The organism is Paenibacillus sp. PAMC 26794, assembly GCF_000316035.1.
Lineage (GTDB): Bacteria > Bacillota > Bacilli > Paenibacillales > Paenibacillaceae > Paenibacillus.
On record NZ_ANHX01000007.1, the window covers coordinates 1 to 15452 of the forward strand.

A 15452-nucleotide genomic window follows, 5' to 3' on the forward strand; every position below is an offset into this window, starting at 1 on the left:
TATTTATTTCCAGTAGGTGTCGCACTTCATATTACAATCCGTCATATATTAAAAATATTGAATTTAAAGCAATTAAGTTTTTGTAAAGCAAGTATAACATTCCTGTTTCGTTATTTAACATTATGGGCGATTAATGGGTATTTGAAGTCCTGGTAAATTTGAGCAATTATTGGATGAACATTATGGAAACTTGGACGCTGGAATGTGGGCTTATATTAAGGGGCTTCTGGAACAAAACATGAGCAATTATATGAACGACGAATCTGCGGTTTTACAATTACCCGATGATGATGTACTGACTTCCCAATTCACTACAAGGAAATGGTCAATGACCAGTAAAGGGAAAATACTTCTTGAAAGCAAGAAGGACATGAAAAACGCGGTCTCAAGTCACCAGATAGAGCTGACGCGTATGTTCTGACTTTTGGCGAATATTTAACAGAAGTCCCTTAGTCTATAATGCTTTCGACCATAGCTGGATTGTCATTAAGAAGATAAAGTTCTTTGGATTCTTGAGTAGGGCGCTATAACTATAAAACAGAGATTGGTAGAAAAGCTGTCTTCTTACTAACCTAAAGAGAGGGCGGGGATTTTTCACATCCTCGCCCTTGCTGATCTTGTTAAATTTACATTTCCTTATAGATTGTTCCTTTGTACTGTGCCTCCCAGTATGACCCATCGGGATAATTTACTTTTATAACAGTACTAGATCTAGTAAGAACACCACCATAATCGCCTTCATAATAAGTAGCTCTAAGTGGAACCATATCTTTTGTATAACTAGAAGTTGGGAATTTGAGAAAAACTTCCACTTCTCTTTGGAGTAATCCTTGGATCTCGATTTTAGGATGCAGAGAATTAGTCGACACTGAGTTTCCAGTCTCTAAAGCAAAGGCTGACAAGGGTAAAGTGCAGAATGCGGCAATAGCGGCTAATAAGATTTTTTTCTTCATTTTTTTTATCTCCTCATTTATTTTGGATTACATTACAATTATATAATATATTTACATGTAAATATGTAACATATTTAACAATTTCATAGAATGGTATTTATTCTGATAAAAGTATTACTTCTACAGTATCCGGAAGTTGTTTATACGGGGATAAGGATACATGATACCGGTGAGTTGGGGTATGACAGATGGGTTGAATAAATTCATAGCAGAAGAAGGACTTCCATATAAAGACGTCGCTATAAACAATGGTTATCTTCGTTGGATGAGCATTACGGAAATTTGGGTGCAGAAATGTGGGCATCCATCAAAGGACAATTGGAACAGAGTATGAGCAATTTTGTGAACAGCGTCCCTTCTATACTGCAGTTGCCTGACGATGATGTACATCTTTCCCAATTGACTACAAGAAAATGGTCAATGACGAGCAAAGGCAAGATACTTCTTGAAGTAAGTAGGAGATGAAGAAGCTTGGATTAAAATCACCTGACCGAGCTGACGCATATGTTCTCACATTCGGTGAATATTTGATGGGAACCCCTCAGTCTATTATGCTTCCAACAATAGGCGGTGTATCAATAAAAAGATAACAAGAAACTTTGAAATCACATTAAGAGGGAGGGCGATTATAAATTAACTTGTATCTTCAATAAAAAAGATCTGCTACGGGCAAGACGACAAACGCTACGATTCTTATAGAGAAACAGCGTTGGGTGTACAAAAGATATGACTTCTGTACACACCAGTTGGAAAGAGCTCAGAGTTTAATCAAAGACGAGAATGCCCGCAAGGCGATTGATTACAGGTATATTAAAGGTTATTCTTACAAAGAAACCTTGTTGTATTTCCTACGTAGCCTCAGTGATAGTACAATTCGTCGAAAGCTTGTAGAGGGCACAGAAAGCATGGCCAATACCCTTAAACTAATGGTTTTTTTGAAAAAGATGAAATATAAAATAAAAAGACACACCTCCAGCTTTTTTTTAGCAGGTGTGTCTTTTTATTTGAGAAGCTAATGAAAATAACTATAAAAGTTATTAACAATTAGAACATTTGTTCTGATTGAAAGTTGTTGATAACTTTTATATTATATTCTCATAGGCAAATGGTTCCATTTGTCACATAGAAGGAGTGGAACATATGGGAACGAACTTTCCTCAAAATCAACAGCATGATGACACTATTCAATTAATTTCGGAAAGACTTCTTCATAGCGGATACTCAGTGTTAGCAGACCATATTAATTGGGCATATGGTAAACCATTGGCTGTTGAAGGAGTGGTTCCTGATATATTTGCTTTTAATCAACATGAAACAATTATATATGAAGTACAAACAAAAGACACTTTTCAAGATAGGTCATCGTTAGATAAATTGCGTGTATTCAGCAAGAAATCTGCGTATAAAACGATCTTAGTCATCCCGCTCTCTCTTTCAATTGGTTTGAACGAACACATTTCAAAAGCTCAAGAGTTGATAAAGAAATACAACTTAAATGTTCAGTTAGCTTCTTGTGACTTGAAACGTAAGGAAATTAACTTTATACAGAAGCTAGAGGGGGACATATAGAGTGAGGAGATTTACGCTTTACTTAGATGAGATTCATACAGGTGGACATTTTGATCATTTCAGCTTAATGGGCATTGTTATTGCCGAAGAAGAATATGAAAAAAATGTAATACCACATGTGAATAAATTGAAAATGAAATACTTTGGTGACGATAAAGTTATTATCCATGAAAAAGAAATACATGATCGAAAATCTGGAACTCCATTTAGTGTTTTTCAGAATAAGGATAAGCGAGAAGAGTTTTGGAAAGATATCTCGAAAACTTTTGAAGAGTTGCAGCTTCCTATCTTTGCAATAAGTATCCACGAGAATAACTGTGGAGAACTTTATAAAAACGGAAGAGATAAGTATTTCATAGCTCTACAAATGATTATAGAAAACTTTGTTCACTTTCTTGAGCAGAATGACGGTAAGGGGGCTATCTATTTAGAATCAACTGATTCAAACCCTGAGCAAAAAGATCAGCAACTTCAACATCATTTCCATTATCTTATGGCCCAAGGCACTCTCTTTTACAGTAATAAAATTCTACAAAAAAGGTTGAGTACTATTAGCTTCAGCATAAAGCCGGATAATGTTATCGGTCTTCAGTTGGCAGATCTTCTACCAAATTCATGGAATAGAAAGCTAAAGGGGAAACAGCAAAGGACTTTTGGTTTTATTAACGTTATCGAGAAACTAGCATACGATGGGGGTTGTGACAAGAAGGAAAGGTTCGGTTTAAAAGTTGTTCCATAAATTCGTTGATTTTCTCAAAGAAGAGAGATATACTATTTAGGTGGTGATTGTGAAAACCTTCATCACACCCGTTCTATATAAGAACTGCGAAAGCTCTTCTTACACTAAAAGACATGTATATTTTAAGCAAGTCAACAAATACTATTACTGTATGATACAAAAGACTGTGAAAACTCTCTTATGTATCAAAACTTGAAGAAACTGCGAAAGCTCTTTTTTCAAGACGAGGTGCCTCAACTGGGGCACCTTTTTTATGTTATAACTGTATATTTCATTTCTGAAATTCCCCTTTTTTTGAGTTCGAAATCTGACCGTTAACTGAATGTATTATGGACTTATATTGTACCACACATGACGATTTTTCCGTGATACATTAGGAGCATAGAAAAAGCGCAAATGAAACGTACGGCTGCACAATGCGGCATATGACCGGGGCGTTCCTCTTTTCGCTTTTTCTATTTGACCTTCTTCTAGTTTGAGATATATTTAAAACAAAGGAGATGGTCACATGACACTAGTGAGTTGGATAATTAATATGGTTGGAATATTGATTTCTGTAATAGGTTCCTGGTATGCCTATAGGGGAGCGCCGAGAGATACAATTGGATTAGAGAATAATTATTCATTTCCACATACCAGGGAAGAAGCAGGAGAAATGTTCAAAGATTTTAGTAATCGTCAGAAGTTCTCACAACGCGGATTTAAACTTTTGATTATAGGATTTGCACTTCTTGCAGTTGCTCAGTTATTTGTTTTCCCTTCTTACTGAAATTAATGAGTAAAACAGAGGATGGGGTAGAAAACGTTAAGAATTAGGGCAATGAGTTTAAGTTTTGAAGTTGACTACTGTTTGGAATGATAAGTAAAATGGTCTTGTTCTTCCTCTACAGTTACAAAGCACGTATGCATTTAAAGCAAAGAGCGCAGCGTTTTTGCGGCGACCGTTTCGGGCGCATGCTTTTAGGACGTAACACCAACTTCATACATAACACATAACACATTAAAGTCGTTCCTTCATTGGATCGGCTTTTTTTATTGGAGGAATTGAAGTGATCAGCAGAAGACGGAAGAAGATACGCATTCGCCCGAACAAGCAGCCAGAGAAGTGCAAAGGTTGTGTATGGGGGCGCTTCGACGGGGTTAAACAGTTCTGTAGTAGACCCATTTGTCCAAAAGAGGTAAAATATACCTGGAAGTCATCTTAGAGAGAGGGGGAAACTAGCATGAATACACCGCGTTTATTACCTGTTAGAGATTTGATTAAAGACGAGCTTGGAAATTATTACGATATTTTGTACGTTGATAATCAAAATAGCAAGGTTGTGCTTGTGAATGCAGTTGTTAAACTTTCGAGTAACCGTATTTTGACTGATGATTATTACCGAGAACATCAGCACGAGGTACTCACTCATGAAGCTACAAATATTCTTAAGGCAAAGATCAAAAACCTTAATGAAGGTAAAGTTCCAGGCGACATCTATTCGTTGGAAGAGTTGAAGTCAGATTTCGGTTTTGAATTCGTAGTTGAAGGACTGTACGATCCCAGTCCTAAAGTTAATTAAAAGTAAGCATCCTTCGGGGTGCTTTTTCTTTATCTCGAATGAATAAAAATAGTTTGCGACCAAAATGTTCCAAGGTCGTATATTATCTCTAGCACGTTTTAATAGTGTTAGAGGAGGTGTAAGCTGATGAAAAATAGCGTCAAAATTATTCACAATTCAAATATCGACTCACTTGAGAAGTTGGTTAATCAATGGCTTCACGCACACTTAATGGCTGATATCAAGTCTATTCAGTACCACAGAGAATCAAATAGTCATGTGGCAGTTATTTGGTATGAAGGATAGTTAAGAATTGCACCCATTGTGGTGCTTTTTCTTTTGCATTCATATGACGGAATGTGAGTCGTTCTGAGCTTCTTAACATGAGAACGTCCGTTTGCAGGGATCAGTCCATTGAAGAGCGGAGAACAGCAACTGAGTGAGCCTACGCATGCATATGATGATCACCCAAACGTTGAAACCAACTCAACACAAAAAAAATTAAAATCGTAAATTAAATAGTATAAAAGATATGTTTTGTTAAATAAGTGAATTAAATTCCATAAAGAAGGATTTATTACTTAAGAACTATATCAATAACCTAAAATATTCTATATGATTACAATATGTTACATAAAAGTGTTTGGGGAGGAATAAATAGTGATAATCAGAAAAAAATTATTTAAGGTATTCGGAGCTCTTGCTCTTGCGAGTACATGTATGTTAACTTCTGTAGCACCAGCATCTGCAGCAGGATTTGGTGCAAGCGCAAGCGCAGATATGGAGGTATGGAATGGTTATTTAGAAGGTGGACTTTATGTAAACGGAGGGCATAATTTTGTTTCATCTATAAGTGCTTATATGGAATTATACAGGGACGGTACTTATTTGGGATCAAAGCAAGGATACAGCGGAAATTGGTATCTTAGCCGATCTGCTACAGCATTGATTACAAGCAATACCCATAGTGCATCAGGATTGTACACTATGACATGGTCCGGACGAGTTACGGGATACACATTAACTGGTGGAGATTGGTCAGACGCTGGATCAACGACTTATTATAAAAATTAAATTTTAATAAGGAGAATTAACGATGAAAAAAATAAATAAAAAAGTTATTACCTTGGGGATTGCTTCCTTTATGCTGGTCGCTGGGGCAAGTGCTTATGCTAGTGGGACTATATCTGAGCTTTTTCCTACTGTAGAATCTGAACATCAGGTCCAAGCCAAACAAGTCGAAAATCGGTTAAATCAGTCTTGGGCTAAAGGTAAGGAAGTACTAGAAAGAAATACAAATGCTAATACATCTGCACTAAATAGTATGCGTGGCAGCGTTAATAATGATTTGTCTAATTGGACTTTCGGAGATATCACTAATCTTGATGAATTATTATCATCTTTCTCTGATCAAGAAAAATCTTCTTTCTTAGAAGCATTTTATGGTAAAGAAAGACAAGAAAATCTTGAACAAGGAGATTATATGTCTGCTGTCCTTTTGAGTCCCGATAAGGAGCAAGCCATAGTTTATTGGGAGAAAGCAAATGGGAATTTCATAACTCTCAATATGAAAGCTAAGTTTGATAAATCTTGGTTTGTTGATGAAGTCAAACTTCAACCAGCTCAATAAATATTAACAATTAAAACCCAACACCATCTGGTGTTGGGTTTTCTGTTGTACAAGATATTGCAAGCCATGCTAAAAGGAGAAAGAAACTAAAATTTTATTGATAACATTGTTTAAAGTGGAGGTAGAGAACATGAACATCAGAATCGTGCCAATCGATCAGATTAATGCAGCAGCCTACAACCCCCGTGTTGACCTTCAGCCTGGGGATCTTGAATACGAGAAGCTTCGCCGGAGCATAGAGGAATTCGGCTATGTTGAACCGATTGTCTGGAATGAACGCACAGGGCATATGGTCGGTGGCCATCAACGTTATAAGATCATGGTCAATGAGCTTGGCCACACTGAGCTGCAGGTTTCGGTTGTGGATCTCGACGATCAGCAGGAACGGCTCCTGAATATTGCTTTAAATAAGGTATCAGGTGATTGGAATGAAGATGCCCTATCGCAGTTGCTTGTTGAGCTGCAGCAGGAAGGAGTGGACATTTCCTTGTCCGGGTTTGACGATGTGGACCTGAAACAGATGCTTGATGATATTGAGATCCCGAACTTTGAAGCAGGTACTTTCGAAGACCAAGGCGATTTGGGGGTATAGAGCTCAAAGCTTGTGACTTGTCCACACTGTGGGGAGGGATTTGAGCATGATTGATTTAAAGGTGGATTGGGCGACGTATGCAGCCGCAAAGTTTGCTTGCGAGAACTTCCACTATAGCCGAAGCTTACCTGCTGGAAAGTCGGTGAAGGTGGGAGCATGGGAGGGTGGCCAGTTCGTCGGTGTTGTTATATTCAGCCGTGGAGCGACTCAGAATATCGGTTCTCCATATGGCCTGACGCAGCGTGAATGCTGTGAGTTGACACGGGTTGCCTTAACCATGCATCAATCATTTGTATCGTAGATCCTTGCCAAAGCGATCCGGTTCTTGAAGGAGCAATCCCCCAATGTGGAGTTGATCGTCAGTTATGCCGACTTTGAGCAAAAGCATCACGGTGGGATCTATCAGGCGACGAACTGGATCTATGAGGGAAAGACGGACGGGGAGCATTATTTCATCATACGGGGCAAGAAGACACATCCCAAATCGATTCACAGTAAGTGCGGTACCAGTGGTCAACGCATCGATTGGATCCTTGGATGCCAATGCCGAATTGTACCGGACAGAGGGGAAGCACAAGTACCTGATGCCGTTGAACAAGAAGATGTTGCCAAAGATCATGCCTTTGCACAAACCGTACCCAAAATATAAAAGGGAAGATTCCTGTTTTCCAGGACGATGGAGATTCATTCGAAGTTTTGCGAAGCGGCGAACCCATTTTAGTTAGATTGATCTTTTAGAGAGAAGGAAAAGTTATATAGATCGACTGATGAAAACTATTAACATGCATTTAAACTTGTGTTATAATTTACCAAATATCTGAAAGGAATGAGAACTATGTAGTCGCATTAATTTTTGGTCCTCGAGCAAGATCTCCACCTTCTTCTTTCTATTAATAATGTAAGAAGAAATCAGGATGAAAATTGAGGAGGATCAGTATATGAGTAATTACATTTGGGCTGGAATGAAAGTTAGATTGCGTCCGGTATCACCAACAGACGGGGAAAAGTTTCATTTCAATGATCAAGATTCGGAGAATGCAAGATTATGTGACGAGTTACAATTTCCAAGGTCAGAAGAAGGTACAATCAGTTGGGCAGAGCATCAATCCAAAAACACTTCTCATGGCGACAACGTTTTTTTGGCTATAGAAACGCTTGATGGAACACTTATCGGGAGCATTTCTACAAACAGTTGTAATCTTCGATGGGGTACATTTAAATATGGAGTTTCGATATTCCGTGAGCATTGGCGCAAAGGTTATGCATCTGATGCTATTAAAACTATACTTAAGTACTACTTTGAGGAATTAGGATATGTGAAGGTGAACGCTCATGTGTATGCATTTAATGAGGGTTCTGTAGCATTGCATGAAAATCTAGGCTTCATTCAAGAGGGAAGAATAAGAAACATGATTTTTACAAAAGGACGGCACTATGACGAATATATCTATGGTCTAACTAATAAAGAATTCGATGAAATTCACACGTTAGGGAAGATATAGCAGATTCTTTGTACAGTTTCGTCATATCATGAAACGATAGCTCACTAAAAACGACCTATCAATGAAATGCCCCGTAAAGTTATACAGATTATATCTTTAGGAAACTTGTTGGGCAAGAATCCGGTACCATACCGGACTCTTGTCTTTTAGTTTTGTCTTAATGCGTTTGTTGTTGTAATAATCAATGTATTTGGATAGCTCTTGTTTAGAATGTGAGATATTTTCAAATTCCTTTACTTTAATTTCGACTCAATAAAAAACTAGCGGATTTTCCGCTAAATTCCCATCTCACCTCATCCCTTGAGTTACAATCTCCCTGAGGTGACCATACCATGAAGGATAATATGTCAAACCTGATCGAAGATTTGTTTCACGGAAACCTGCGGTTGGACGAGTCGATTCATCCTGAACAAGCCGGATATCAAGAGATCAATCGCCAGATATCGGACCTGATGCAGGACTACAAAACACAGCTTACCAAGAACGAATACGATGCTTTGGAGCAACTGATAGACTTAATTGGACAATCCACATCTATGTATGTGGAAGCAGCGTTTGAGCAAGGTTTTCGCACAGGCGGCAGACTAATGATTGAGCTTCTAGTCAAACCGTGAGTATTTACCTACTTCATAAGCCAGCGGCAGACAATACACAGCAATTCAAAAGTCCCCTCCTCCATTACCACCGATTAGGCTGGCATTGGGGGAGGGGACTTGCTTTTAAATTATTCTTTTATCTTATTTACTCACATACCTACCGTGCCCCAATATTCTTACCCGCTGGCGTACCCGAGCCAATCAGATCACTACCACCCGCAAGCTTGAGGAAATTGCCCAGGACAGGCGTTCCGTCCGCGCTACGTGTTACCGAAGGCACGAGGGAGACAAAGTCGGCTGCGCTGGCGAGCAGGCCTTTGGCGTTCTCGCTTTTTTTGTTCTTCCACCAGACGTTGGTGCTGCTGACGTCGGTTCCACTTGTTTTGTCACTGGCGCCGCCTTGGAAGGACAGGTTGTTGGTGAAGATGTGAGTGCCTACATCAAAGGCAAAGTTGCTTTGCCCATTGTTCCAGGAGGTGTTATTTTTCATTTGGATCGAACCAGGATTGCTGTTGTAGGTGAAGCCGTGCTTTTTATTATTAAACGCGATGCTGTTCTCTACGATATGATTCACCGCAATTTTCTCGCCGCCCAGCTTGAAGCCGTTGCCATCGCTGTTGGAGGTGGAGGTACCGTCTGATGTTGCCCCGTTACCGTAGGCGATGCTGTTGCGGATCGTGACCGCACCAATGGCGCCTGTGTCCGTTTTGCTATACAGATCCCAGCCATCGTCCACGTTATAGGCCGCAATACAACCGTCGAAGACATTGCCCGGGCCAACGGTCAGTTTGGCTGCAAAACCGTCTGCATCCTCGCCGTCATCCGGGTCATAGTTGTTGTGGGAGTACGAACGAATGACTTCATTATATGCAGGCCATTCACTCTTGGCGGCTGTGGAAGCATAACGTCCCATTTGAATACCCGTATCCCGGTTGTGATGAGCCTCGATCTGCTCCAGGCGGTTGTAACTGCCTCCGATGAAGATGCCGTTGTCGCCCGCCCCCTTTACCTCAAGCCCTTTGACGAACCAGTAGTCACCGAACATTTGCAGTCCACGATTGGTGGAAGCGAAGGTTTGGGCTGAGAAATCCAAGACCGGTTTTTCCGATCCATACGCCACCAGGTTTTTACGTTGGCTCGATGTGCCGCTGTTTCCACGTTCAATGGTAATGGTCTGGGAGAAGTTATAGTTACCGCCGCGTAGATAGATCGTTTTGCCTGGTGCGATCTGGGTCAATGCGTTAGCCAGTGACGTTGGACTGTTGAGGGTGCCCGGATTGCTGGCTGAGCCGTTAGGGGCAACATAGAGATCACCCGCAGCAAGTGTCATACTTGAGGCAGCAGCGGCTTCTGATGGATTATTTTGCAAGCTACTCTCGATCAGTTCCGCCGCACTAACCGACCCACCACCAATCAATAATAGAGGGAACGCGGCACTCAGACAGATATGGGCCATTTTGGATTTGAGGGAGCGGTCCTTCAGAGAACGGGCAGATCGTGCAGATACATGAGTTGATGTGGATGGGAATAACTTCATTACGTAGACCTCCTTGGTTAATGGGAAATAGGATGCGTGAGCTGTTGTTGCTGTATGCCGGACAGGTGAATCAATGGGATGCGTCATTGCGGTTGGATGGAACCCATCTGTACAGCACAGATTTATGGTAAATGTTGTAAGAGTTATCATCAATAATCATTTGCTCAGATTGGTGCACAAGCTGGTGTGGCAGGCTTCTCCGGTTCTAACGCCATGCATTACACAGGTGGCACATAATCCTGCCATTGGTTCATCGCCCTCATTTAACAGTCCATCCTCCCAAATGAATGTACAAAGGCTTTGTTTTGTCCATAGATGACACCCAAACACACCCTTAATCCACCAAAATCAACCTCGGTATCAACCGATGACGATGGGGAAAAGGACATTGGTGACTGTAAAAATACGTCCTTCATCTATCGTGTCAAAAAAATGTTGTCATTCAGGTCATGACGTGAGATAATTAACTTTTGTCCAGCGGCCTTTTTGGAACGGAAAATTGAAATTGGACCGCTTTGTCTAAGAATGGAGGCTGACCTAGGATTGTCAACACAACGTTATCCTTTTGCATATGATCCGGCTGAACCTTTTGTATCCCGTCTCGGGGAATGGGTTGCCGATGTTTTTTACGATATTTTGCCAGAGTTCGGCTTCGAGGTACGGGATGAACAGATTTTTATGGCGTACCAGCTCGAACGGGCCTATGGAGATAAAAAGACCATTATGGCGGAGGCCGGTGTCGGAACAGGCAAGACGTTAGTCTATCTGCTCTACGCGGTCTGTTATGCACGTTATACGGGCAAACCGGCGGTGATCGCCTGTGCCGATGAGTCCTTGATTGAACAGCTTGTGAAGCCCGGTGGAGATATTGCGAAGCTGGCTGCACATCTGGACTTGGAAGTGGACGCACGTCTGGGCAAGTCGCCGGACCAATACCTCTGTCTGAACAAATTAAGTGCGATGCGATCCGCGGACGAGGACGCGCAGGTGATCGAAGAGGTGCATGAGAGCCTGCCGGATTTTGTGAATACGCCGGGTACACTTCAGGCTTTCCATCCGTATGGTGATCGCAAACAGTATCCACATCTCAATGATCGTCAGTGGAACAAAATTAACTGGGACCCGTTCCAGGATTGCTTTGTTTGTCCCAAAAGACAACGCTGTGGCCTGACGCTATCGCGTGACCATTACCGTCGTTCCAAAGACATCATCATCTGTTCCCATGATTACTACATGGAGCATGTGTGGACCTATGATGCGCGCAAACGCGAGGGACAATTGCCACTGCTGCCTGACCACAGCTCAGTTGTATTTGATGAAGGCCATTTGCTGGAAGAAGCAGCCCTGAACGCACTGAGCTACAAGCTGAAACACCGTATCTTTGAGGAACTCGTCACTCGCCTGTTAGAAGGAGAGATTCGTGAATCCCTCGCGGAGTGTGTGGATGAAGCGATTGAGAGCAGTGAGCGACTGTTTGCGTTGCTGGATACGTATACGGTGGCGATCCCTGGATCGGAACGGAAAGAAGTTCGGGTAGAGGCGCCACTGCTACGTGAGATTGAGCGCTTGACCAGTGTGCTGGATGCGATTGGTGAGGAATTGGTATTTGAGAGCGGATTGTTCTCGCTGGACGGTTACCAGATGCGTGTCGTGGAAGAACATCTCGATATGATTCAGTCTGCGCTTGCCTTGTTCCGCAAGGAAGATGGTTACATCTGTTGGGCGGAAGAGAGCGAGGATGAGACGACCTTATCGATCATGCCGCGCACCGTGAAGGAAATGCTGAACGAGCGTGTGTTCAACACAGGTATTCCAATTGTATTCTCCTCCGCCACGTTATCTGTGGACAGTTCATTCCGTTATGTGGCGGACAGCTTGGGCATTGAAGATTTTGTATCGTTCTCGGTGGCTTCCCCGTATGATTATGCGGACAAAATGAAGATGAAAATTACCAATGAAGCTATACCGGGTCACCCGGAGAACGAAAATCGCTTGCGTGATGCGGTGTCGTTGCTACAGGAGAGTGGAGGACGTGCGCTGATTCTGTTCCGTACGATGGAAGAACTACGCGCGTTCAAGCAGGACATTGTTCATGTACCTGAAGCAGAAGGTTTGCGCTTTATGTATGAGGGCGACCGGGAGATCAGTGATCTGATCGCGGCGTTCCAGCAGGATGAGGAAAGTGTGCTGTGCTCCGTTAATCTGTGGGAAGGACTGGACGTTCCAGGCCCGTCATTATCCAATGTCATGATCTGGTCGCTTCCGTATCCACCACAGGACCCTGTCTTTAATGCGAAACGCAGTGCGTCGGCAGCACCATACGAAGAGATCGATCTTCCGTATATGCTCTTGCGTGTGAAGCAAGGTCTCGGACGTCTGATTCGGACAAGCACGGACTCCGGTTCTGCGGTCATTCTCGATGAATCGCTGTATACCAAAAAGGAAGCCAAAGACCGCATTGCGGCCCTGCTTCCCGAAGGTGTGGAATGGACAACCCTGACACACTAACCAGCTTACGTTAAATGTTCTTGCTTTGTTTTTGATGATAAGGTTTCTTGCCAAAATAAGTTCTTGTTCTCTGCGGATTCACCATCCGTATGTGAGCAAGAGCTTATTTGTTTATTTTGATGGTTCCTCCAATGGACTTCTCTTCCCGTTTTTTCGAAGAATTTTCCCTCGCTCCCAATCGCTCCAAAATTCTAACGAACCTACCGCACCTTATTAGGGTGATAATGAAGTGATGTAAAGTCTAACGAATCTCAGTAACGTTATCCCGTCCTAAAATGCTTTTTAACCTGGAAATCGACCGAATTTGGAGAAATAACGTCGCTGTGATTCGTTACAAGTCAAACATGCGCAAATAGGAGCGAATAACGTGTGTCAGGTTCTTTAGAACAAATGAATGCTAAATGAACACTACATGAGCACTACATGAATGCTAATAAAGAAGAGCCTTTGTCATGCTCATGACTTATGGGACATGGAAGCCTCTTTTTGATGTGTACAGATTTTAGCTGTGTTAAAAAATACCCATGCTCAGATACCGTTCCCCGGTATCCGGCGCAATGCAGAGCACCCGGTGCCCCGGCCCCAGTTCCTTCGCGATGCGAAGGGAGGCCCACACCGAAGCGCCAGAGGAAGGGCCGAGCAACAGCCCTTCCCGGGCAGCAAGCTGCCGCATCGTATCCAGTGCGTCCTCATCGGACACCTGGATGATGGCATCCCACACGTCGGTATTCAGGATGTCCGGAATGAACCCCGGACTTGTACCGACGAGCTTGTGTGGTCCGGGCTCGCCACCGGACAACACCGGAGAACCTATGGGCTCCACCGCATAGATGCGGATATCAGGCAACTGCTTGCGCAGTTCTTCTCCCGTCCCGGTAATGGTTCCGCCAGTTCCCGCCGTAGCGATGAAGGCATCCAGCTTGCCATCCATCTGCTGCATAATCTCGGGAGCTGTCGTAATCCGGTGAATATCTGGGTTTGCCTGATTCTCGAACTGCTGCGGAATGAAACTTCCCGGAATGTCTGCCTGAAGTTCTTTCGCTTTGCGAATTGCACCAGGCATCCGCTCCGCAGCAGGGGTGAGCACCACATCTGCGCCGTAGGCTTTCAGAATGTTGATGCGTTCCTTGGACATATTGTCCGGCATGATCAGAATGGCTTTATATCCTTTGGCGGCGGCATTCATCGCAAGACCAATCCCGGTATTGCCACTGGTTGGTTCGATAATGGTTGCGCCGGGAAGTAAGTGTCCCGCAAGTTCAGCCTGAACGATCAGGTTGTAGGCGGCACGGTCTTTGACGCTGCCACTTGGGTTGAAGTATTCCAGTTTCACGTATACATCAGCGGAGTCGCTGCCTGTGAGTCGGTTCAGTTTAACGGCAGGTGTCTGGCCGATCAGTTCGGTTACATCTGCGACAATGCCTGTATGTGCGGGTGTTCGTTTAATCGAATGTGTATTCAAATCCATGAAGTACAGCTCCTTGATTGATAAGACGTTGAGAGTATATCCGGTTGAAATCATATCATGCCTTATTGGAATGGTTGGATATCTCTATTCCATCTTAATGAACACAGCTAGCGATGGTCAACCCGTTCAATTGTCAAACCTGTTGTGTCAGATCCATCTGCAGATGGCGACTCAGCTCTTTTTTGACCTCATTGCGTGCAAATGTCCAGAGCATATAGAACCGTTGCATGTATCCCCTGCACAAATAAACGGTCTCAATGCCATCCTTTCCCCGCGTTTCCTCCAGAACTTTTACTCCACGGGTTCTCATCTGTTTGCGCAGTCCCAGCATCTCCTTAAGTACTTCATTCTGAATGCGGGTGAGCGACAGGATATAGACCTCGGGCATTTTCAGAAGCAGCGTATCCAGAGTTCGAATATCCCGTTCCAGTACATCCAGCAAAAGCGTAAGCACAACCATCCCTTTGATCAGACGATGATCTTCATCCGCAGGAGTTGGGGCTGAAGTGGAAGAGGAGGCCATATGTTCACTTCCTTAGCCATAAATATATCGTTCTATTTAGGAACAAATGTTCCTGTTTATATTATAGTCAGCATAATCCTGAGCCATGCAGGTTTCAACCTGAAAATATTTACATTCTCTCTTAAAGGCAGCTTGAATCACTTGAAAACTCTTATGGGATAAGGAATATACGCAATTCCATATTGTCGAAATGCAGAACATGAAAGGAGAATTTACGCACAGTGTTTAGAGTTTGTTTATAGTAACTCGTTATAATATCTGTAAAATTTGAAACCACATCGAAAGGAGTTCTAA

Annotated in this window: 17 protein-coding genes and 1 pseudogene; 13 read left to right on the forward strand and 5 right to left on the reverse strand. The window is 42.6% G+C overall.

All coding sequences use genetic code 11. The annotated features are described in order from the left end of the window. Positions 1-626: 626 nt before the first annotated feature. Positions 627-953, reverse strand: coding sequence for a hypothetical protein (locus D829_RS0103825; protein WP_017687516.1), 327 nt, complete (start codon positions 951-953; stop codon positions 627-629). Between the two features lie 1140 nt (positions 954-2093). Between D829_RS0103825 and D829_RS0103840 the strand changes: the two genes are divergently transcribed. The 11 genes from D829_RS0103840 (at position 2094) to D829_RS0103885 (ending at position 8526) form a co-directional block, all read left to right on the forward strand. Further along, positions 2094-2522, forward strand: a complete 429-nt coding sequence (locus D829_RS0103840; RefSeq protein ID WP_017687519.1) for a hypothetical protein — start codon at positions 2094-2096, stop codon at positions 2520-2522. Position 2523: 1 nt separating this feature from the next. Next, positions 2524-3261, forward strand: coding sequence for a DUF3800 domain-containing protein (locus D829_RS0103845; RefSeq protein ID WP_017687520.1), 738 nt, complete (start codon positions 2524-2526; stop codon positions 3259-3261). Positions 3262-3769: 508 nt separating this feature from the next. Next, positions 3770-4030, forward strand: a complete 261-nt coding sequence (locus D829_RS0103850) for a hypothetical protein (RefSeq protein WP_017687521.1) — start codon at positions 3770-3772, stop codon at positions 4028-4030. A gap of 454 nt (positions 4031-4484) precedes the next feature. Beyond that, positions 4485-4823: a hypothetical protein gene (locus tag D829_RS0103855; protein WP_017687522.1), complete on the forward strand. Its 339-nt coding sequence runs from the start codon at positions 4485-4487 to the stop codon at positions 4821-4823. Positions 4824-4949: 126 nt separating this feature from the next. Further along, positions 4950-5108: a hypothetical protein gene (locus D829_RS33625; protein ID WP_017687523.1), complete on the forward strand. Its 159-nt coding sequence runs from the start codon at positions 4950-4952 to the stop codon at positions 5106-5108. 354 nt (positions 5109-5462) lie between these two features. Continuing rightward, positions 5463-5876: a hypothetical protein gene (locus tag D829_RS0103865; RefSeq protein WP_017687524.1), complete on the forward strand. Its 414-nt coding sequence runs from the start codon at positions 5463-5465 to the stop codon at positions 5874-5876. 22 nt (positions 5877-5898) lie between these two features. Continuing rightward, positions 5899-6432 carry a hypothetical protein gene (locus D829_RS0103870; RefSeq protein WP_017687525.1) on the forward strand — a complete coding sequence of 178 codons (534 nt, stop codon included), beginning with the start codon at positions 5899-5901 and terminating at the stop codon, positions 6430-6432. Positions 6433-6562: 130 nt separating this feature from the next. Then, positions 6563-7024, forward strand: coding sequence for a ParB N-terminal domain-containing protein (locus tag D829_RS0103875; RefSeq protein ID WP_017687526.1), 462 nt, complete (start codon positions 6563-6565; stop codon positions 7022-7024). Between the two features lie 46 nt (positions 7025-7070). Beyond that, positions 7071-7325: a hypothetical protein gene (locus D829_RS33970; protein WP_241230732.1), complete on the forward strand. Its 255-nt coding sequence runs from the start codon at positions 7071-7073 to the stop codon at positions 7323-7325. A 24-nt stretch (positions 7326-7349) separates the two neighbouring features. Then, positions 7350-7673, forward strand: a complete 324-nt coding sequence (locus D829_RS33975; protein ID WP_241230733.1) for a hypothetical protein — start codon at positions 7350-7352, stop codon at positions 7671-7673. Between the two features lie 289 nt (positions 7674-7962). Continuing rightward, positions 7963-8526 carry a GNAT family protein gene (locus tag D829_RS0103885; protein WP_017687527.1) on the forward strand — a complete coding sequence of 188 codons (564 nt, stop codon included), beginning with the start codon at positions 7963-7965 and terminating at the stop codon, positions 8524-8526. Between the two features lie 96 nt (positions 8527-8622). Here D829_RS0103885 and D829_RS32795 read toward each other — a convergent pair. Next, a pseudogene (locus D829_RS32795) lies at positions 8623-8769 on the reverse strand (IS3 family transposase); the annotation flags it as partial. Positions 8770-8858: 89 nt separating this feature from the next. Between D829_RS32795 and D829_RS0103890 the strand changes: the two are divergent. Next, positions 8859-9140: a DUF6809 family protein gene (locus tag D829_RS0103890; RefSeq protein WP_017687528.1), complete on the forward strand. Its 282-nt coding sequence runs from the start codon at positions 8859-8861 to the stop codon at positions 9138-9140. Positions 9141-9279: 139 nt separating this feature from the next. Here the strand turns inward: D829_RS0103890 and D829_RS0103895 are convergent, their stop codons facing one another. Beyond that, positions 9280-10578, reverse strand: coding sequence for a right-handed parallel beta-helix repeat-containing protein (locus D829_RS0103895; protein ID WP_081594939.1), 1299 nt, complete (start codon positions 10576-10578; stop codon positions 9280-9282). Positions 10579-11202: 624 nt separating this feature from the next. Here D829_RS0103895 and D829_RS0103905 point away from each other — a divergent pair. Next, the gene (locus D829_RS0103905; RefSeq protein WP_017687531.1) at positions 11203-13167 is read left to right on the forward strand and encodes an ATP-dependent DNA helicase; all 1965 of its coding nucleotides are present in this window, start codon (positions 11203-11205) and stop codon (positions 13165-13167) included. 511 nt (positions 13168-13678) lie between these two features. Here the strand turns inward: D829_RS0103905 and cysK are convergent. Both cysK and D829_RS0103915 read right to left on the reverse strand, forming a co-directional pair. Beyond that, positions 13679-14635 carry a cysteine synthase A gene (gene cysK / locus D829_RS0103910; RefSeq protein ID WP_017687532.1) on the reverse strand — a complete coding sequence of 319 codons (957 nt, stop codon included), beginning with the start codon at positions 14633-14635 and terminating at the stop codon, positions 13679-13681. 133 nt (positions 14636-14768) lie between these two features. After that, complete coding sequence (locus D829_RS0103915) at positions 14769-15158, reverse strand: hypothetical protein (RefSeq protein ID WP_017687533.1); 390 nt, start codon at positions 15156-15158, stop codon at positions 14769-14771. Positions 15159-15452 lie beyond the last annotated feature (294 nt).

Bases quoted from the DNA above. Each gene is read 5' to 3' on its own strand.
- D829_RS0103825 (WP_017687516.1), bottom strand. From the start codon at position 953: ATGAAGAAAAAAATCTTATTAGCCGCTATTGCCGCATTCTGCACTTTA.
- D829_RS0103895 (WP_081594939.1), bottom strand. From the start codon at position 10,578: ATGGCCCATATCTGTCTGAGTGCCGCGTTCCCTCTATTATTGATTGGT.
- D829_RS0103850 (WP_017687521.1), top strand. From the start codon at position 3,770: ATGACACTAGTGAGTTGGATAATTAATATGGTTGGAATATTGATTTCT.
- D829_RS0103890 (WP_017687528.1), top strand. From the start codon at position 8,859: ATGAAGGATAATATGTCAAACCTGATCGAAGATTTGTTTCACGGAAAC.
- cysK (WP_017687532.1), bottom strand. From the start codon at position 14,635: ATGGATTTGAATACACATTCGATTAAACGAACACCCGCACATACAGGC.
- D829_RS0103855 (WP_017687522.1), top strand. From the start codon at position 4,485: ATGAATACACCGCGTTTATTACCTGTTAGAGATTTGATTAAAGACGAG.
- D829_RS0103915 (WP_017687533.1), bottom strand. From the start codon at position 15,158: ATGGCCTCCTCTTCCACTTCAGCCCCAACTCCTGCGGATGAAGATCAT.
- D829_RS0103885 (WP_017687527.1), top strand. From the start codon at position 7,963: ATGAGTAATTACATTTGGGCTGGAATGAAAGTTAGATTGCGTCCGGTA.
- D829_RS0103875 (WP_017687526.1), top strand. From the start codon at position 6,563: ATGAACATCAGAATCGTGCCAATCGATCAGATTAATGCAGCAGCCTAC.
- D829_RS33625 (WP_017687523.1), top strand. From the start codon at position 4,950: ATGAAAAATAGCGTCAAAATTATTCACAATTCAAATATCGACTCACTT.
- D829_RS0103840 (WP_017687519.1), top strand. From the start codon at position 2,094: ATGGGAACGAACTTTCCTCAAAATCAACAGCATGATGACACTATTCAA.
- D829_RS0103870 (WP_017687525.1), top strand. From the start codon at position 5,899: ATGAAAAAAATAAATAAAAAAGTTATTACCTTGGGGATTGCTTCCTTT.
- D829_RS33970 (WP_241230732.1), top strand. From the start codon at position 7,071: ATGATTGATTTAAAGGTGGATTGGGCGACGTATGCAGCCGCAAAGTTT.